Origin of the sequence: Acinetobacter sp. SAAs474, from assembly GCF_032823475.1 — a bacterium.
Taxonomy (GTDB): Bacteria; Pseudomonadota; Gammaproteobacteria; order Pseudomonadales; family Moraxellaceae; genus Acinetobacter.
Genome location: NZ_CP127915.1, coordinates 2,832,006 through 2,851,248, shown reverse-complemented (window position 1 = coordinate 2,851,248; position 19,243 = coordinate 2,832,006). Strand labels below are relative to the sequence as shown.

The 19,243-nt window shown below is 37.5% G+C and carries 14 protein-coding genes; 8 read left to right on the top strand and 6 right to left on the bottom strand.

The window, feature by feature from the left end:
- Positions 1-365 precede the first annotated feature (365 nt).
- The 4 genes from QSG86_RS14265 to QSG86_RS14250 all read left to right on the top strand — a co-directional run bounded on the left by QSG86_RS14265 (position 366) and on the right by QSG86_RS14250 (position 4,319).
- Positions 366-1,532, top strand: a complete 1,167-nt coding sequence (locus QSG86_RS14265) for an ATP phosphoribosyltransferase regulatory subunit (protein ID WP_317032105.1) — start codon at positions 366-368, stop codon at positions 1,530-1,532.
- A gap of 77 nt (positions 1,533-1,609) precedes the next feature.
- A complete protein-coding gene (locus QSG86_RS14260) occupies positions 1,610-2,929 on the top strand; it encodes an adenylosuccinate synthase (protein WP_317032104.1) in 1,320 nt (439 codons plus the stop codon).
- 194 nt (positions 2,930-3,123) lie between these two features.
- Positions 3,124-3,429 carry a hypothetical protein gene (locus QSG86_RS14255; protein WP_317032103.1) on the top strand — a complete coding sequence of 102 codons (306 nt, stop codon included), beginning with the start codon at positions 3,124-3,126 and terminating at the stop codon, positions 3,427-3,429.
- A gap of 104 nt (positions 3,430-3,533) precedes the next feature.
- Positions 3,534-4,319: a M48 family metallopeptidase gene (locus tag QSG86_RS14250; protein ID WP_317032102.1), complete on the top strand. Its 786-nt coding sequence runs from the start codon at positions 3,534-3,536 to the stop codon at positions 4,317-4,319.
- A gap of 98 nt (positions 4,320-4,417) precedes the next feature.
- On the opposite strand, the gene QSG86_RS14245 is transcribed toward QSG86_RS14250, so the two are convergent.
- Together QSG86_RS14245 and crp are read right to left on the bottom strand one after the other, a co-directional pair.
- Complete coding sequence (locus QSG86_RS14245; protein ID WP_317032101.1) at positions 4,418-5,467, bottom strand: NADP(H)-dependent aldo-keto reductase; 1,050 nt, start codon at positions 5,465-5,467, stop codon at positions 4,418-4,420.
- A gap of 164 nt (positions 5,468-5,631) precedes the next feature.
- Positions 5,632-6,333 (bottom strand): cAMP-activated global transcriptional regulator CRP, encoded by a 702-nt coding sequence (gene crp / locus QSG86_RS14240; protein WP_317032100.1) that lies wholly within the window; start codon positions 6,331-6,333, stop codon positions 5,632-5,634.
- Between the two features lie 146 nt (positions 6,334-6,479).
- Between crp and QSG86_RS14235 the strand changes: the two genes are divergently transcribed.
- The gene (locus QSG86_RS14235) at positions 6,480-6,902 is read left to right on the top strand and encodes an OsmC family protein (RefSeq protein ID WP_317032099.1); all 423 of its coding nucleotides are present in this window, start codon (positions 6,480-6,482) and stop codon (positions 6,900-6,902) included.
- Between the two features lie 529 nt (positions 6,903-7,431).
- A complete protein-coding gene (gene clpB, locus QSG86_RS14230; RefSeq protein ID WP_317032098.1) occupies positions 7,432-10,011 on the top strand; it encodes an ATP-dependent chaperone ClpB in 2,580 nt (859 codons plus the stop codon).
- Between the two features lie 67 nt (positions 10,012-10,078).
- On the opposite strand, the gene rlmKL is transcribed toward clpB, so the two are convergent.
- Both rlmKL and QSG86_RS14220 read right to left on the bottom strand, forming a co-directional pair.
- A complete protein-coding gene (gene rlmKL, locus QSG86_RS14225; protein ID WP_317032097.1) occupies positions 10,079-12,283 on the bottom strand; it encodes a bifunctional 23S rRNA (guanine(2069)-N(7))-methyltransferase RlmK/23S rRNA (guanine(2445)-N(2))-methyltransferase RlmL in 2,205 nt (734 codons plus the stop codon).
- A 244-nt stretch (positions 12,284-12,527) separates the two neighbouring features.
- Positions 12,528-13,838, bottom strand: a complete 1,311-nt coding sequence (locus QSG86_RS14220) for a D-alanyl-D-alanine carboxypeptidase PBP6B (protein WP_317032096.1) — start codon at positions 13,836-13,838, stop codon at positions 12,528-12,530.
- Positions 13,839-14,025: 187 nt separating this feature from the next.
- Here QSG86_RS14220 and QSG86_RS14215 point away from each other — a divergent pair, with 187 nt between their 5' ends.
- Both QSG86_RS14215 and QSG86_RS14210 read left to right on the top strand, forming a co-directional pair.
- Positions 14,026-15,729, top strand: coding sequence for a M61 family metallopeptidase (locus QSG86_RS14215; RefSeq protein WP_317032095.1), 1,704 nt, complete (start codon positions 14,026-14,028; stop codon positions 15,727-15,729).
- 702 nt (positions 15,730-16,431) lie between these two features.
- Positions 16,432-16,773, top strand: coding sequence for a hypothetical protein (locus QSG86_RS14210; protein WP_317032094.1), 342 nt, complete (start codon positions 16,432-16,434; stop codon positions 16,771-16,773).
- A 42-nt stretch (positions 16,774-16,815) separates the two neighbouring features.
- On the opposite strand, the gene lnt is transcribed toward QSG86_RS14210, so the two are convergent.
- Both lnt and QSG86_RS14200 read right to left on the bottom strand, forming a co-directional pair.
- Entirely contained in the window at positions 16,816-18,375 is a 1,560-nt protein-coding gene (lnt, locus tag QSG86_RS14205) for an apolipoprotein N-acyltransferase (RefSeq protein ID WP_317032093.1), read from the bottom strand.
- Positions 18,372-19,211 carry an HlyC/CorC family transporter gene (locus QSG86_RS14200; RefSeq protein WP_317032092.1) on the bottom strand — a complete coding sequence of 280 codons (840 nt, stop codon included), beginning with the start codon at positions 19,209-19,211 and terminating at the stop codon, positions 18,372-18,374. The genes lnt and QSG86_RS14200 overlap by 4 nt, the downstream gene beginning before the upstream one ends.
- Between the last annotated feature and the right edge of the window lie 32 nt (positions 19,212-19,243).

The following is a 19,243-nucleotide window of genomic DNA, read 5'->3' as shown; positions in this document are numbered from 1 at the left end:
GCTCAAATTAGTCTTAAAAGGTAAAAAATAGCGATAGAGCTTATTGCGCTGATCTCATATTCTGAATACATATGAATGCATCGCACTATGAATGATAGTAATATCATATTGTTGTGTTGTTTTTCATTTTTTTGTTGATCTTTAAATATGCTCTATTGGGGGATGATGGGATGAGGCGAGCAAAATCCGACAAAGAAAAATAGCAGGTTGAATTTATGGAAATCCGGCATAGCGTTAAATTTTGCTAAATTCTTAAAAATTCGGTGCATCGCTAAAACTTACGTGTTAAACTAAGAGAAATCGGGTGTGCTCCCGATTTTTTTATGCGGATTACTTCCGCGCCGACGAGTATTTAGGTTTACAACATGCCCATTTCAGAGACATGGTTATTACCTGATGGTGTAGCTGATGTATTACCAGAGCAAGCGCAAGTCATTGAAACTTTGCGTCGTGAAGCATTAGATTTCCTCGCATCTCGAGGTTATCAATTGGTGTACACGCCATTTATCGAATACATAGAATCTCTATCTTCTCTTTCAGAATCGAATCAAGATTTAGACTTGGCCACTTTTAAGGTAATTGATCAACTTTCTGGTCGTTTACTTGGTGTGCGTGCCGATATGACACCGCAAGTGGCTCGTATTGATGCGCATGTACATCAAGTTGCAGGTATAGCACGTTATTGTTATGCCGGTACGGTTTTACATACTAAGCCACAAGGGTTTAATACCACACGAGCACCTTTACAACTAGGTGCAGAACTTTTTGGTTCAGACAGTATTGATGCTGACGTCGAGATGGTTGATGTCATGATTAGTCTGTTGGAAAAAGCTGGTTTTTCAGATGGAATTCATCTTGATTTAGGTCATGTTGGATTATTCCGTAGCTTGGTGAAACATGCAGGTTTGACCAAAGCAGTTGAACGCCAACTTTCAGATTTATATCAACGTAAAGCTTTGCCTGAGTTGGCAGCATTTACTGCAGACCTTAAGTTTGGTGCAGATTTTTATACGTTAGGGCGCTATTCAAGTGACCTTGCTGCATTACAACAATATTTAAGTGCAGAAATCCTTGCAGATGAGGCATTTAAACAGGCTTTTGATGCTTTAATTATCACGCAAACTGAAATTCAATCGCGTTGGCCTGAGTTACATATTGGCCTCGATGTGGTGGAATTACGCTCGTATCATTATCATACTGGTTTAATGTATGCCGTATATGCACCAAATCGTGCTGCACCATTGGCACAGGGTGGCCGTTATGATGGAATTGGTCAGCATTTTGGTCGTGCGCGTCCAGCAACAGGCTTTTCATGTGATTTATATGCATTATCTGCGGGAAAAGTTAACCAGATTGAAAAAGTTGTTGCGCCAAAAGGAACCGATGTTGCATTACTTGCTGCGATTGCGGCACTACGTGCACAAGGCTTAAGTGTAATTCAGCTTTTAGGCAATGATGATTTAAACTCAGTACCTTATGCAACTCACCAATTGGTGAATCATGCAGGTGAGTGGACCATCGAACAGATTTAATCGCATCACTAAATATAGAATCTAGATGTCTTTCAGTGATGTTTTCAATTTTAACAGCATGATGTAATGAGGCTATTATGGGCAAGAATGTTGTGGTACTTGGTACCCAATGGGGAGACGAAGGTAAAGGTAAAATCGTCGACCTGCTCACAGATCAAGCGACTGCGGTAGTTCGTTATCAAGGCGGACACAATGCGGGTCATACTCTCGTGGTTGGTGGTAAAAAAACTGTATTACACCTCATTCCATCTGGTATTTTACGTGAAAACGTATTGTGCTTAATTGGTAATGGCGTTGTACTTTCTCCTGAAGCATTAATTAAGGAGATGGACATTCTTGAGCAAGAAGGTGTTCCTGTTAAAGAGCGTTTACGTATTTCTCCAAACTGCCCATTAATTCTTCCAAATCATATTGCGCTTGATCAGGCACGTGAAAAAAAACGTGGTAACGCAAAAATTGGTACGACTGGTCGTGGTATTGGGCCTGCCTATGAAGATAAAGTAGCACGCCGTGCGATTCGTGTTGCTGACCTTGTTCGTGGTGGTGAACATCTCAAAGCACAGTTAGAAGAGTTACTTGAGTATCATAATTTTCAATTAACTCAATTCTATGGCGTTGATGCTGTTGAGTTGGATGATGTTCTTGCACTGTGTGATGAGTGGCGTAAAGTTATTGCTCCATTGGTGATTGATGTCACTGGTGAATTGCATAAATACCGCAAAGCGGGTGATAACATTATGTTTGAAGGTGCACAAGGTTCACTGCTTGATGTCGATCATGGTACCTATCCATATGTAACATCTTCAAATACAACTGCTGGTGGTGTAAGTTCGGGTTCGGGCTTAGGTCCTTTACATTTGGACTATGTTTTAGGGATCACTAAAGCATATACCACACGCGTTGGTTCAGGCCCATTTCCAACCGAATTGATTTATGATGCTGCGGCAGATCAAGGTGATGCGATTGGTAAGCATCTTGGTACAGTAGGCTCTGAATTTGGTGCATCTACAGGTCGTCAACGTCGTTGTGGTTGGTTTGATGCTGAAATTTTACGCCGTTCTGTGGAAGTGAATTCACTTTCAGGTATTTGTTTAACAAAACTTGATGTACTTGATGGCTTAGACGAAGTTAAAATTTGTGTGGGTTATGAAGCGGCTGATTCAGGTTGTGTGGGGTCTTCAGATGCATTGGCATTTGAAACTTTAAAACCAATTTATGAAACGATGCCTGGTTGGTCTGAATCAACTTTTGGTGCAAAATCATTAGATCAATTACCACAAAATGCGATTAACTATATTAAGCGTATTGAGCAATTAATTGAATGCCCAATTGATATTGTTTCAACAGGTCCAGATCGTGAAGAAACAATTGTGTTGCGTCATCCTTTTGAAGCATAATAAATTTTAAATAAAAAAAGCCTCGTTTTAACGAGGCTTTTTTTATGTTGTGATCCAGTAAGAGGTATGATTTAAAATATATGACATAATTCATCTGATGCTTATTATTTTGAGCACGACAAAAGTTGAGTATGTTTAAATTGATAAAAAGATTATAACTGCCAAGTTACACCAAATGAACATGGATGGATGGAATGCAAAAAACAATCGCTGGAACAATTTTCTATTCATTATTATTTGCAATGGGTGGATCGCCGACTTTGGCGATGATTATCATTCAATTACAACATGTCAATCCTGCTTATCTTTATCAAGCATTTATTGGCTTAACTGTAATGATTGCTTGTATCTTAGTCCCTTTGATTTTATTGCAAAATGCATATTTATTTTTTAAAAGACACAATGAAACTTTCGAAATTAAAGTTAAAAAACTATATTATTTTTATTTGGCTTTAAATGTGGGTTGTTTGCTATTTTGGTTGCTTTATCAGTTATTTTAAAGCACTTATGTTATTTTAAATCAGAGTGCCTATTTTCAATGCTTAGATATGATTTAAAATAGCAAGGATATAAATAGAGATGATATGCGGAGAGATGTGCAGCAATGAATAATACATGGTTAAAGGCATTGTGTACTTCAGGTGTTATTGTTATTTCAGGATGTACGACATTTGCTGATATGGTGGGTGCTGATAGTGCAACGCTCAATGCGACTGCAACACAAGGTTTTAATAAAACCATTAATGAAGCACGTAACAATAAAACCTTAGATACTTCATCAGCAACTTATAAGCGTATTAATACGGTTTTTATGAATTTAAAACCTTATGCTGATCAGTTAAATCAAACGGGTATTAAGTTTGATTGGCAGTTAGCAGTATTAAAATCAAATCAAGTCAATGCTTATGTTGCACCGGGTGGTAAAGTCGTTTTTTATACCGGTATTGTTGATAAACTCAACCTAACCAATGCTGAAATTGCTGCCGTGATGGGGCATGAAATGGTCCATGCCTTAGAAGAGCATTCTAAACAAAAAATTGGTGCTCAAGCATTAACTGATATTGCTTTAGGGATTGGCTTGAGTGCAGTCGGTGCGGGAGATGCTGGTGCAGCTGCAGCTCAACTGGGTTCACAAATTGGTGTGGGATTACCCTATTCTCGTAGCCTGGAAAGTCGTGCCGATCAAGGTGGTTTATTGCTTATGGCGCGGGCTGGGTATAATCCTCAAGCAGCCATTACACTTTGGGAAAAAATGAATAAACTTGATGGTGGCAGTGGCGGTACAGCATTTTTATCCACCCATCCATCAAATACCCAGCGTATTGATGCGATGCGTCAAAACCTTCCTGCTGCTCAGGCGCTTTATAATCAAAGTGTCAAACGTAATTAAGTCACTTGATGGCTGAGTTTATTCTAGTGGTTATTTAGATGACTGGAGAATAGCTTATTCTCCAGTCAAATCTGATCATGTTATCTGTTTAGTTAGCATTAAGGCGCTGGGTTAGGTTGCTGCTGATGTATAGCTGCAATACCTTGTAATATTTCAGCAGATAATGTGACTTCAAATGCATCAATATTTTGCTGTAATTGTGTCAAATTGGTTGCACCAATAATGGTTGATGTGACAAAAAATTGTTGGCGGATAAAAGCCAATGCCAGTTGTGTGAGTGTTAAATTGTGTTGTTCCGCCAATTGTGCGTACTGTTCTGTTGCCCATTCACTTTCAGGATTGCTATAGCGGCTAAAACGAGAAAATAAGCTGACGCGTGCCTGAGCTGGACGTGCACCATGACGAAATTTACCTGTTAGGTAGCCAAATGCCAGTGGTGAATAAGCCAATAAACCCACACCTTCATATTTGGCAATTTCTGCCATACCAATTTCATAGCTACGATTGAGTAAATTATAGGGGTTTTGTACGCTAACAAATTTGTCGAGTCCCATTTTTTCGGCCAAATGCAAGAATTTCATCGTGCCCCAAGGGGTTTCATTGGACAGACCAATATAGCGGATACGACCTTGTTGAATTTCATGATGTAGAGCAGCCAAGGTCTCTTCCAAAGCAGTTATGGCTTGCGGGTCATTCGCTTCTTGATTGCTATATCCTAATTTTCCAAAAAAATTAGTCGGGCGTTGTGGCCAGTGAAGTTGATATAAATCAATATAATCAGTCTGTAGTCGGCTTAAACTGTCATCCAATGCGCTCGTAATTTCTGTAGCCGTAAAGCGGGTATGGCCATCACGAATATGAATACCACCTTGGCCAGGACCAGCAATTTTAGACGCTAAAAATAATTTATCTCGACCACCACGTTGCTGTAGCCAATTGCCAATAATACGTTCGGTTGATCCTTGTGTTTCTGGTTTTGGTGGGACAGGATACATTTCTGCTGTATCCCAAAAAAATAAACCGCGATCAAGTGCATAATCAAGTTGTTGAAAGGCTTCAACTTGGCTATTTTGCTCACCAAAAGTCATTGTTCCTAAGCAAATTTCGGGTAATAAAATACCGGTATCTGCAAGTGGATTAAGCTTCATCCTCTAGTCCTTATGTAAAGCTGATTATTTTGTGTAATTTAAAAGGTAAAGCATTTTTGATTCAAATAGAAATGATTATTCATGACAAGCATTGATGATTTTTAAATATCAGTAAAGTAAAAAAAGCAAATACAGTGATTTGCTTTTTAAATGAAAATAATGGATTAGTTTACTTTTGTTTTTGCTGTGCTGGAATAGGCGTCTAAAGAAGTATCAAAGATCAGAATTGCTTTGCCATCTGTTTCGATCATACCTTGTTCTTCTAATATTTTAAGAACACGGCCGACCATCTCTCGTGAGCAGCCTACAATACGACCAATTTCTTGACGTGTGATACGGATCTGTCGGCCATTAGGTAGGATCATTGCTTCTGGTTGTGCGCAAAGATCAATTAAACAACGCGCAATACGACCAGAGACATCAATAAATGCCAAGTCTGTTACTTTGCGTGTGGTATTTTTTAAACGACGTACAAGTTGCGCAAATACCGCATGACTTAAATCAGGATATTGTTTGCACAATTCATTAAAGTTGTCATAGGTAATTTCTGCAATTTCGCAAACCTCACGTGTACGTACTTCAGCAGTACGTTGAGGTTTTGCTTCAAAAAGTCCCATTTCCCCGAAAAAATCCCCTGGATTTAAATAGGCAACGACTATTTCACGATCGTCGTCTTCACGAAGAATAATAGATACTGAGCCTTTCAATATGAGATATAAAGATTTTGACTCAGATCCAGCATCAATAATTGTTGTACGCTTTGGATAGCGATTAATATATGCGCGTTTTAATAATGCTTTTACTGACTCAGGAAGTTGACCTGGAGACAGCGCATCGGTGCTAAGTTGTGAAAAGTTTGAAGTCATGCTAACGGTTCCGAATTGGATAAATAATAGATCGCACAAGACCTAGTATGAACTTGTCACACAGTAGAGATGAAATTCCTTATCAACTCAAATTATGTTAGTGTACAGGTACCTTGTAAATTTATAATTTTTTTTAGGGACTTGCAATGCAAACGAGCGTTCATTGGCTAGAGAATGTTGCTTTTGAGGCAAAATCAGAAAGCGGTCATCATATTATTATGGATGGATCTGCTGAATATGGTGGTGAAAACCGTGGTCCACGTCCCATGGAAATGATTTTAATGGGACTTGGTGGTTGTGCTTCATTTGATATCGTGACAATATTAAAAAAATCTAGACAAAATGTGACGGATGTCACTTGTGAGATTCATGCAGATCGAGCGGATACGATTCCTGCAGTTTTTACAAAAATACATTTGCATTTTGTGGTAAAAGGCCAATCAGTTAAAGAGAAGCAGGTTGCTAAAGCCATTGAACTCTCTGCAGAAAAATACTGTTCAGCCAGTAGAATGTTGACTGATGGGGGAGTAGAAATTACCCATGGTTTTGAAATAGTTGATATTGAATAAACAAATTGTAACAGTATGTAAATTTGAGGGGTTGGTCGTGTATTGGCCTCTTTAATTACCTTGCCCTATTGATGACTGATTTTATGCCTGAACATGCTTGGGCTGTATGACTGATGATAATGTCTGAAGTATCCAGATTTGAATGGCATTACAATTATGTTGTTAATTTAAATGATTGATCATGTTTTGAATAGCTAAACGCATCAAGTTGGATTGCTGATCAGGGTTAAAAATTTTCTTTTTTAAATAGTACAAATTGATTTCTTGCATGCTGTAATCGTTTTGAATGCAATTAAATCTAGTCTATTTGGCTCTCTGCATAATATCTGTTGAAAAATAATAAAAATCACGATTTATTTACAGATAATGACTTGAAAAAAACACGATCAACACAAATACTATAACTGAATTCTAACTATTCAATTTATAATTAACTTTTTGAAAAATATAAAATATATGGTTGAAAAATATTTTATATGACGCATATAGATATCAAGATAAGAAATTTAATTTATGAGGTATAACAAGAATGCGCTTTGAAAAATTTACCAATCGTTTGCAACAATGTCTCTCGGATGCGCAATCATTGGCGATGAGTAAAGACCACACTGCAATTGATGGCTTTCATATTCTGATTACTTTGATGGAAGAACCGTCCAATATCAGTTTATTGCAACAAGCAGGTGCAAATTTAAGAGACTTACAAACTAAATTAACCCAAGCATTACAAGATGCTCCAATCATTGCAAATCCTACAGGAGATATTCACTTAAGCCCTGATGCAGTAAAAGCCCTTAATCTGGCAGATAGCTTTGCACAAAAAGCAGGCGATGAGTTTTTATCGACAGATTGGGTGATTTTGGCATTGTCTGAGGTGGGTGCGACAAAAACGATTTTAAATAGCGTTGGTGTCACAACAGAGCAATTAAAAAATGTGATTAATCGAGTACGAGGGGACGAAAAAGTCATGAGTAATAATCATGAAGATCAACGTGATTCACTGAATAAATATACCATAGATCTTACGGAACGTGCTATTGCAGGAAAACTTGATCCAGTCATTGGTCGAGATGATGAAATACGTCGTACCATTCAGGTATTGTCACGTCGTACTAAAAATAATCCAGTGTTGATTGGTGAGCCAGGTGTCGGTAAAACAGCGATTGTTGAGGGCTTGGCACAGCGTATTATTAACCGTGAAGTCCCTGAAAGTTTACAAGGAAAACGTGTTCTATCTTTAGATTTGGGTTCACTTTTAGCCGGTGCAAAGTATCGTGGTGAATTTGAAGAACGTTTAAAAGCAGTGTTAAAAGATTTAGAAAAACAAGATGGCCAAGTCATTTTGTTTATTGATGAATTGCACACGTTAGTGGGTGCAGGTAAAGGTGATGGTGCGATGGATGCAGGCAATATGTTAAAACCTGCATTGGCACGTGGTGAATTACGTTGTGTTGGAGCAACGACATTAGATGAATATCGACAATTTATTGAAAAAGATGCTGCATTAGAGCGTCGTTTTCAAAAAGTATTGGTCGATGAGCCAAGTGTAGAAGATACAATCGCAATTTTACGTGGTTTAAAAGAGCGTTATCAAGTTCATCATGGGGTAAAAATTTTAGATTCTGCAATTATTGCTGCAGCAAAAATGTCTCATCGCTATATTACCGATCGTCAATTACCTGATAAAGCCATTGATTTGATTGATGAGGCTGCATCACGAATTAAAATGGAAATTGATTCTAAACCAGAACCTTTAGATAAGCTTGAACGCCGCTTAATTCAACTCAAACTACAGTTAGAAGCAGTTAAAAAAGATGAAGATACTGCCAGTAAGGCTGAAGTTGCACTTTTAGAGAATCAAATTGCTGAAGTTGAAAAAGAATATAGTGATTTAGAGGAGGTTTGGATTGCTGAAAAACGCTTGTTGCAAGGTGATCAACAAACACAAGCCGAATTAGATCAGGCACGTATTGCGATGCAAAAAGCACAACGTGAGAATGATCTTGCGGAAATGGCGCGATTACAATATGGCATTATTCCTGAGTTAGAAAAACGTTTAAGTGAGGAAGAGGTCGTAGAGGAAAAAGCAGAGCCTAAGTTACTGCGCAATAAGGTAACAGACAATGAAATTGCTGAGGTTGTGAGTGCTGCAACAGGTATTCCTGTTGCTAAAATGATGCAGGGAGAACGTGAAAAATTACTGCATATGGAAGCATTTTTACATCAGCGTGTTGTTGGTCAGGATGAAGCGGTGGTGGCAGTATCGAATGCGGTTCGTCGCTCGCGTGCAGGGTTATCAGATCCAAACCGTCCAAGCGGTTCATTTTTATTCCTTGGTCCAACAGGTGTGGGTAAAACAGAACTGACCAAAGCTTTAGCCAGCTTCTTATTTGACAGTGATGATGCCATGATTCGTATTGATATGTCTGAATTTATGGAAAAACACTCGGTTAGTCGTTTGGTCGGTGCACCTCCAGGCTATGTAGGTTATGAGGAAGGTGGTTTATTAACTGAGGCAGTACGTCGTAAACCTTATAGTGTGGTTTTATTTGATGAGGTTGAAAAAGCACATCCAGATGTCTTTAATATTTTATTACAGGTTTTGGATGATGGGCGTTTAACGGATTCACAAGGACGAGTCGTTGACTTTAAAAATACCGTTATTGTGATGACCTCCAATTTGGGTTCACATGATGTACGTGAATTAGGAGAAGATGCAACAGATGAAGAAGTTAGAGCGGTTGTAATGAATGCTGTCGGTCAGCATTTCCGTCCAGAGTTTATTAACCGTATCGATGAACTGGTTATTTTCCATTCATTGAAGAAAGCACAAATTCGTGGTATTGCGGATATTCAATTAAACCGTTTACGTGGTCGTTTGCTTGAAAAAGAAATGACTTTAACGATTGATGACTCTGCATTTGATCAGCTTGTTGATGCCGGTTTTGATCCTGTATATGGTGCACGTCCATTAAAACGTGCTATTCAACAACAGATCGAAAATATCTTGGCACAAAAAATCTTAGCTGCTGAATTTGTGCCAGGTGATAATATTTTGATTTTATCGGAACAAGGCCATTTGGTTTTTGATAAAGTTAAATTGAGTTAATTTTTCATCATAAAAAACCCGGCATTTGCCGGGTTTTTTAGTTTATCAATCAATTAAAAATTTTGTATTAAACTGGGGGATGATTAATTTTCCATGCACGGTGAATTTTTTGATTACGTTTAAAATCAGCACCAATGGTATCATGACTAATTTCTTGAACTTGAAATAGTGCTTCAATTTCAGCATCCATTTCAAAGCCACGATAGTTATTCGAAAAGTATAAGGTTCCCTCTGTTGTTAGACGATTCATTGCACGTTTAATCAGTGAGATATGATCTCGTTGTACATCAAAAGTACCATAAAACTTTTTCGAGTTAGAGAATGTTGGTGGATCAATAAAAATGAGGTCATATTGTTCATGACCTTCTTTAAGCCATTCAAAACAGTCACTGGCAAAGAACTGATGTTGTTCATCAGCATGTTCAACGGTTAGGCCATTTAAAACAAAGTTTTCTTTAGACCAATTAAGGTACGTGTTGGATAAGTCGACACTCGTAGTACTGGCTGCACCACCTAAAGCAGCGTGTAAACTTGCTGTAGAGGTATAGCTATATAGATTTAGAAAGTGTTTACCTTTGGCTTCAGCTGCAATGCGCAAACGCATCTGACGATGATCAAGGAATAAACCTGTATCGAGATAGTCCGTTAAGTTGACTAAAATCTTAGCTTGACCTTCTTGTACAATAAAGCGCTTGGATGCACTACTCTGTTTGCTATATTGAGTTTTACCTTCTTGGCGCGCACGGGTTTTAATAAAAATGGCATCTCTATTCAAACCTGTTACTGCACGGATACTGGCTAAAGCAAGATTAAAGCGTTTTTTGGCTTTCTCTGGATCAATCGATTTTGGTGGCGCATATTCTTGTACATGCAAACGATCGCCATATAAATCTACAGCAATATTAAAATCTGGTAGATCTGCATCATAAAGACGTAAGCAATAGATACCTTCTTTGGTTGCCCATTTTTTTAAGCTTTGCATATTTTTTTGCAAGCGGTTGGTGAAGTCTGTAGCGCCTTCAATAGGTTCAAAGCTTTGTGGTTGCCAAGTTTCAAGAAATGGACGTAGCACATTTGCCGGTTTTATTTGACCCAGACGAATATAAATCGGTAGTTTACCATTCATTAAACGTAAGGTTTGTGGATGGTTAAAAGCTAAAACATCTGCTTGCTCAATTTGTGATGCAATGACTGCTGCAGATTGATTAGGGAAATATTGTTGTAAGCGTGCGGATAGACCCAAGTATAATGCTCGGTTAGAGGCTTTCTCTCCTAAACGCTCACCATAAGGTGGATTGGTAACAATAAATGCAGTTTTCGCCTCAGCTTGAAAATCTGGCCAATCTGCCAATGTCCGTTCTTCAATTTGGATATGTGGCATTAATTCTTCAAAACCAGCTGCAATGATATTTTGCTTGGTGGCTTTAATCGCCTCCCAGTCGGCATCAAATGCATAGAATTTAGGTAGTGGCTGTTGTCGTGCGATTTGATATCGATCTGCCGCTTCAGCTTTAATCGACATCCATAAATCATGATCATGACCGTTCCAGCCATTAAAACCAAAGCGACGTACTAAGCCGGGTGCACGGTCAGTTAAAATCATTAAAGACTCAATAATAAACGTACCCGAACCACACATAGGATCAAGCACAATATCGGTATTTAAATCTTTGAGTTTGGCTTTTTGTAAAATTGCCGCGGCTAAGTTTTCTTTAATCGGTGCATCAGTCATAAAACGACGATAGCCACGTTTATGTAAAGAATCACCAGATAAATCAAGACAATATGTATGCGCTGTTTTGCCAGCAAGTACGTATAATGTAATTTCAGGTTGTTTGGTATCAATACTTGGACGACGACCGACGGCTTCCATGAATGAGTCAACGACACCATCTTTTACGCGTAAAGTCGCAAACTGTGTATTGACCTTAATATCACGTTCAACATGTAAACGAATCGCAAAGGTACTTTGTGGTGCAAAAATTAGAGACCAGTCAAAGTTGATTGCGCCTTCATAGAGTTCTTCGGCAACATCACGCGCATCATGTTGATATTCGAGTTCATGGCGATGAATAGGCAATACCACTCGGGAGGCTAAACGTGACCACATACAAACACGATAGGCATGCTCTAAGCTGCCTTTGAAAATCAAACGACCAGGAAGAATTTCAATGTCTTGGATCCCTAGACCTTGTAATTCTTCTTGAAGCAAGGTTTCAAGTCCAATTGCACAGGTGACCCAATACGTAGAAAGACGTGGTTTAGCTGTCATGTAGATGTTCCAAAAGCGATAATGCAATCGGCTATTTTAGCTTATTTTGAACAATTTTGGCGCAAGAACTTATAGAGATATTGATTAAAAAATATCGAGATGATGAATTTGCCTGATGAATGACCTGACGATATCGATTTTCATCTATTTAAGTACATATAGATCAAGTAATTAAATATTCTATTTAAGATGAGGGAAGTACAACCTCCCTCAATTTATTTTACAGTATAGCTTGATTAATCACTTAAGATTGCAAGGGATAAGTTTTAACGACAGGCTGATTGTGTGAGCTAAATGAAAATAAATTACTTAACCACATCAGAATACGTTCGAAAAAATTGGCTTCGATAATATTAACATCTTGTTCAATATCGATAGTTTTAAGTAATTGGTTATTTTGATAAACACTAATGGTTGCTAGTTTCATCACCTGTGCAAGTGGTGCTGTCAGTTTATTTTCATTAAGTTGAACACTGAGATTGGTGTGGGTTTGCTGTAAAGGCTCAATCGTTGATGTTTTACCATCAAGGGTGACAACAATACGTTGACTGTTGGCATGATAAGAATTTAGGTCTATGGGTTGTGTATGATTATATAAAGAGGTCGTTACCCATTTCTCTTGATTGGTTTCGATTTTAAATATTTTTAAAGTTGATTTAATAACAGGGAGTTCACCAATTAATTGCTTATCTTTAAGCACCACTTCATTGCGTGTATAGGTATATGCTAAATCCAATAAATTATGTGCTACTTCAGCACGTTTTAATGCATTTTTAGTTCCCATGACAACGACAATCAGCCGGCGTTCAGGCAAATTGATATCTGCATTAGGTCGATGTGCTGTTAAGGCTAAATTATAACCAGCAGCATGAGTGAAACCAGTTTTTAAACCATCAACACTAGGATCAAATTTTAAGGCTAGATTGGTTGCTCGATGAAAATGTTGATTATAGCTAAAGCTTGGCATAATAGAGTAATGTAAATATGCGGGTGTTTGCATGGTTACAGCTTGTCCAAGTAATGCCATATCGTATGCGGATGAAAAGTGATCTGGCATGGTAATGCCCGCTGGATTGGCAAAATGAGTGTCAGTCATTTTTAAGCGCTGTGCTTCATCGTTCATACGTTTTACAAAAGCTGGTACATTACCAGAAATACGTTCGGCAAGTGTGAGGGCTGCATCATTTGCAGACATAACAATAAGACCTGCGAGTAGTTGGTCGATTGAAATTTTATCACCAGGTTTTAAATGCATTTGCGATTCGTCCCACTGAACTTCATTCACTACAGGTGTAGCCGTAATGATTTCATTTTTGGACAGTCGACCTGCTGCAATTTCTTGTAAGGCAATATAAGCAACCATCATTTTGGTCATAGACGCAGGTGCTCTTTGAAAATGACTGTTATGTTCGGCAATCACTTGTCCTGATTGAGGATCAAGAATAATCCAGGCTTCTGCTGCAACAGATTCTGGCGCAATATTTAAGAGTAAAGCATGACTTACTGTACTTAAGAGTAAACTTAAAGCTGCGATAACGTAGATGAAAGCTTTCAAAGGGTATTCCTTGGTTTCGTCAAATTCATGACCAAATGAAGAGTGGTAATGATGAGGGCAAATGCTATGCCTTTTTTGCGATATTGACCAGTTAAAAATGTAGACATTTAATACAGTTCGGCAAAGCTGAAGAAAAAAATGATAAGCTAAGGGTTAAGTTTTGTAGATTATTTTTATATTGCCTATTATGTTGCATTATCAAATCGAATTCGACGATTATCGTCAGCACCTTATTCATGTCACTTTACGTTTTTTAGCGGATCCAACACAAGTACTGTATTTACCTACGTGGATTCCCGGAAGCTATTTAATTCGTGAGTTTGCCAAGCATATTGAAGGGGTGAAAGCCTATGACGAGGCTGGGCGTGTATTAAAAATTCAAAAAACTGAAAAAAACAAATGGCGTTTGTTTAATACAGATCATGAACTGATTACCGTAGAATATGATGTGTATGCCTATGATCTTTCAGTTCGCGGTGCTTATGTTGATCAAACACGTCTATATCTTAATCCTGCATGCGTGTGTTTAGGTTTACAAGATCAAGAAAATAAAGCGATAGAAGTTGAAGTATTTTTACCTGAAGAATTAAAGCATTTTCAATTGGCGACAGGATTAAAATCTAAAAGCTTAGTGAAAGGGCGCTTTACTTTATACGCAGAAAATTATGCACAGTTGATTGATTCACCGTTTGAACTTGCACAGCAAGAGCGTTGTCATTTTGAAGCACAAGGAATCGCACATCAGTTTGTCATTTCTGGTCAGCATGACATCAATATGCAGCGTATGCAGCAAGATCTTGAGAAAATTTGTCGTACAGAAATTGCATTATTTGGTTCTGCACCTTTCAATGACTATACTTTTATGACGATGGCGACTGGGCAAAGTTATGGCGGCTTAGAACATGCTAACAGTACCAGCTTAATTACCCCTCGGCATGATTTACCAAAATTGAATGAGCCAGAACAGCCTTCAGTGGATTATCAGCGCTTTTTAGGACTTTGTAGTCATGAATATTTTCATGCATGGCTGGTTAAGTTTATTCGTCCAGAAAACTTTGTTGATTATGATTTAAATCGTGAGGGCTACACGTCTTTATTATGGATTTTTGAAGGTTTTACGTCTTATTATGATGATCTCATTTTACTTCGCAGTGGTGTAATTAATCAGGATGCTTATCTTAAACTACTTAAAGTACAATTAGATCGTTATTTGCAAAATCCAGGTCGTTTTATACAAACCGTAGCAGAATCCAGTTTTGATGCTTGGATTAAGTTTTATCGTCCTGATGAAAACTCTAATCAAGCTGGAACCAGTTATTATAATAAAGGCTGTCTGGTGGCATTATGTCTCGATTTAGGCTTGCGTTTACGTGGTTCGAGCTTGGATCAATTAGTGCGTCAATTATATGAAAATGCAAAAAATGGTATACAGGTTAATGAACGGACTATTTTTGAGTTATGTCAAACGCTAACGGGCGATCAGTGGGTTGAACAAATTAATCACTTAATTTATACCACAGAAGAATTGCCACTTGATCAGCTATTACCTGAATTTGGTTTAAGTTATGTGCTTAAAACAGATCGTACTTTGCCTTTCGGTTTAAAACTTATGGAAAAACCAGAAGGGATTGTCATTCAGCAAGTACGTCGAGATAGTGTGGCAGCTCAGGCAGGATTGTCTGCGCATGATGTGATTATTGCGATTAATGGTATTAAAGCATCTATCACATTATTGGAACAGTCTGCACAGCAACAACAGACATTGAGCATAGTTGCATTCCGTCGTGATGAACTGATGCAATTTGATATTCAAGGTGGATGTTCAGCGCTTACAGAGGTTGAATTAAAAATTGTTGATCAAAGTAAAGTTGATTTATGGTTAAAAGCATAATTTAAATTATAGTCCTCAATATTTTGTAAGTATTGAGGACTATGTAAATTATATTATGAAATTAAACTTAAATGGATGATTATTTAGAAACATTCGTATTTGAATCAAAGAAAACATAATATTTTAATTTTTTAAATATCTTTAATACATTATCTTTAATATAGATTGATTATATTAGGACCTGTTAAGATTTTGCTTAATAATATTAAATATATACAATATTGATTTTAATTTATTATTTTAATAATCAAAAAAGAATAAGTTGATTTGTTTATGATAGCGTTGGACTAAAAAATATTGAAAATAAGTTATTGCATGATATTAAAGAAGAATAATCTTTATTCTGGGCACCATTATGCTAAGTTTAACGACAATAAAAAGCATTTATTTTTATAATTAATTTTTAATTATTGGATCTTTACTGATTTAAAATAAAGAGTGAATTTTTGTAATTAATATTAATGAACTCGTTATTATTTTTAATCAGATGGCATCTAATATTTAAATCAATAGGGTATTTAAATTAATAGAGGAAAATAGCAAATAAAAATCAGGATATATGGTTGATCAACTCATAACGAAGTTATAATCAGAATTATTCTCATATGTATTGATTACAATAAAAATGAATAATGAAGAAATATAGACTTTTTAATAAATAGAAAAATTAGCATAATATAAATCAATTGCGAGGAGCGCAGTATGAAAGCATTTATCTTAGTTGATGAGATTAATCAATTTCATTGGACGGTGCTAAAGTCTGTGATATTGATTTTAAGCATTTTGCCTTTAAGTCAAGGTTTATTATATCTATGGCTGTCTAGTGAAGGCAGCAGCCAAATCATGGTGGGTTTTTTTGCCTTAAGTTTAATGAGCGCATTATGTATTTTAAGTTTTTATTCAGCACTTAAAATGACAGTGATGACGCTAAAAGACACTTCAGCAACAGTCTTTGAACAAAGTGTGTTGCAACTATATAAATATCTACCAATGTTGGTATTTGCTGGTATTGTGATTTATATCAGTATGTTTTTGACTAAATGACTAAAAGCCACAGCATTTCAAGATGAATATGCTGTAGCTTTGTTAGCGTCGTGATTTAAAGGAGACATCTTTTTTGATCGGACGAAAAAACCAACCTAATAATAGTAATAAGACAGATAAAATTAATATTGGCCAATCACTGAGTTTATTATATAGGGTTTGACCTTGCATCGCAGGAAGTTCGCCACGAAGTACTAAGCGTTGATCCATAGGGGCACGTTTGACAATATGGCCTTGTTCATTGATAAAAGCTGTCACGCCTGTATTGGTCGCACGAATAAACCATCGACCATTTTCTTTTGCCCGCATTTGTACCATTTGTAAATGTTGTAATGGACCATTGGTCCCTGTAAACCAAGCATCATTCGATACAGTCACCATATAATCACTATGACGAGCATTACGTCGTGTTAAATTAGGATAGGCCACTTCATAACAGATCGCTGCTGCCAATGCATGTCCTTTAATATTTAAAGGATCTTGATGATCAGGACCACGGCTAAAACCACTTGCTGACGGATCATTTTGTAATGCAGGTAATACCCAGCTCAATAATCCTGAAAGTGGAATGTATTCACCAAAAGGCACTAAGCGTTGTTTTTTATATAATCCATCGGTGTGACTACCGACCGCCATAATACTATTAAAGTACATTAGTTTTTGTTGTTGTTGCGATTGTTTGACATCCCAAAATGGAATACCGGTAATCCATGCAGAATCATGTTGGGTCGCCTGTTGTTGCATGGTATTTAAAAAAGGCGCAATATCAGTTTGAAACATAGGAATAGAAGATTCTGGCCAAACAATTAAGTCTCGGCCCCATTCAGTTTGGCTGAGATTGGCATAAATTTCCAAAGTTTTTAATTGATATTCCGTTAACCATTTTAAGTCTTGAGGAATATTGCCTTGAATTAATGAAACGGAGAGCGGTTTTTCATTTTTAGGCTGAACAAATGTGAGAAAGGAACTTGCCCAAGCACCACATAAAACCAAGATCATCGGAATGATCCAAAAATATTTTCGACGTAAGATTTCAACAAGTGCTGCTGCGAGTAGTACTACAACAAATGAAACACCAAATACGCCAAAGAGAGGTGCATAACTGTCTAGGAGGCGCTCAGTAAACGCATAACCGACAAATAACCATGGAAATCCAGTAAATAACCATGTTTTTGCCCATTCAAATATAATCCATAATGGTGCAAAGGTGAGAGGCGTTTCTGGAAAGAAGCGTCGATATAGCCAACATTGAACGGCGGTAAATAAACCCATAACCGCTGCCATAATGGCAATCATCAGTACACTTAACCATGCACTGGTTTGTCCATATACATGGATTGATGTATAGAGCCAAAAAGCACCAACAAACCATAAGCCGATGCCATATAGCCAGCCAATAAAAAAGCCCTGTTTTGCCGTGCGTTTAATTAAGCTCGCATAGAGTAGGGCTGGCGATAAAATGGCAATCCACCATTGATGATAAGGTGCCAATGCAAAGCTAAAAATTCCACCGGCAATCAAGGCGGTGAGTAATGCAAAAATCAGCGGTACAGATTGTTTTGCGCCTGAAAATGGAGAGAGTTTACTTAGATAAGTTCTCATTGACGTACAGCTCGAATCAGATGAATAGTGCGTGCATCTGCTTCTAAAATCGTAAATTGCCAATTTTCAAGTTCAACAACTTGTCCTTTTAAGTCACTGACTAAGCCAATTTCTTGTAACAATAAGCCACCAACAGTCTCGACTTCATCATCAGAAAAGTGAGCATGTAAAACAGTATTAAAATGTTCAATCGGTGTCAGTGCTTGAACCAACCAACTATGGGTTGTTTTTACATCATTATCTGGAATGATATACTGTGCTTCTTCATTAACTTTGTCATGTTCATCTTCAATTTCACCGACAATTTCTTCTAAAATATCTTCTAATGTGACCAGTCCTGAGGTACTGCCATATTCATCAATAACGATCGCAATATGGGTTTGTGTATTTTTTAACATTCTTAACACTTGGTCAGAACGAGCACTTTCTGGTACAAACAAAGGATGGCGCATTAACGCACGAATATCCACCTTTACACTTGCTTCTGCAAGGAACGGAAGTAGGTCTTTGGCTAATAAAATACCGACCACATTATCAGGTTGGTCTGAAGAAAACACTGGAAAACGTGAATGCGCAGATTCAATGAGCACATGAAGAATATCCAGTAGCTCATCATCTTCTTGTAAACTAATCATCGCAGTTCGAGGGGTCATCACTTCACGAATTTTAGTCGCAGGAAGATCGAGAACACCTTCTAGCATGGTCACGGTATCGGGTTCTAAAAAACGACGTGAATCTTGTACTAATTTTAACAGTTCATCGCGAGTTTCTGGTGCAGTGCTTAGCCATTTACGTAAGCCACGCATACCCCACGACGGGCCTGATTCCTCGAGCATGATGATTCCTAAAAACTCTTAAAAGATAAAAT

Bases quoted from the DNA above. Each gene is read 5' to 3' on its own strand.
- rlmKL (WP_317032097.1), bottom strand. From the start codon at position 12,283: ATGACAGCTAAACCACGTCTTTCTACGTATTGGGTCACCTGTGCAATT.
- QSG86_RS14260 (WP_317032104.1), top strand. From the start codon at position 1,610: ATGGGCAAGAATGTTGTGGTACTTGGTACCCAATGGGGAGACGAAGGT.
- QSG86_RS14245 (WP_317032101.1), bottom strand. From the start codon at position 5,467: ATGAAGCTTAATCCACTTGCAGATACCGGTATTTTATTACCCGAAATT.
- crp (WP_317032100.1), bottom strand. From the start codon at position 6,333: ATGACTTCAAACTTTTCACAACTTAGCACCGATGCGCTGTCTCCAGGT.
- QSG86_RS14255 (WP_317032103.1), top strand. From the start codon at position 3,124: ATGCAAAAAACAATCGCTGGAACAATTTTCTATTCATTATTATTTGCA.
- QSG86_RS14215 (WP_317032095.1), top strand. From the start codon at position 14,026: ATGTTGCATTATCAAATCGAATTCGACGATTATCGTCAGCACCTTATT.
- QSG86_RS14250 (WP_317032102.1), top strand. From the start codon at position 3,534: ATGAATAATACATGGTTAAAGGCATTGTGTACTTCAGGTGTTATTGTT.
- clpB (WP_317032098.1), top strand. From the start codon at position 7,432: ATGCGCTTTGAAAAATTTACCAATCGTTTGCAACAATGTCTCTCGGAT.
- QSG86_RS14200 (WP_317032092.1), bottom strand. From the start codon at position 19,211: ATGCTCGAGGAATCAGGCCCGTCGTGGGGTATGCGTGGCTTACGTAAA.
- lnt (WP_317032093.1), bottom strand. From the start codon at position 18,375: ATGAGAACTTATCTAAGTAAACTCTCTCCATTTTCAGGCGCAAAACAA.
- QSG86_RS14265 (WP_317032105.1), top strand. From the start codon at position 366: ATGCCCATTTCAGAGACATGGTTATTACCTGATGGTGTAGCTGATGTA.
- QSG86_RS14210 (WP_317032094.1), top strand. From the start codon at position 16,432: ATGAAAGCATTTATCTTAGTTGATGAGATTAATCAATTTCATTGGACG.
- QSG86_RS14235 (WP_317032099.1), top strand. From the start codon at position 6,480: ATGCAAACGAGCGTTCATTGGCTAGAGAATGTTGCTTTTGAGGCAAAA.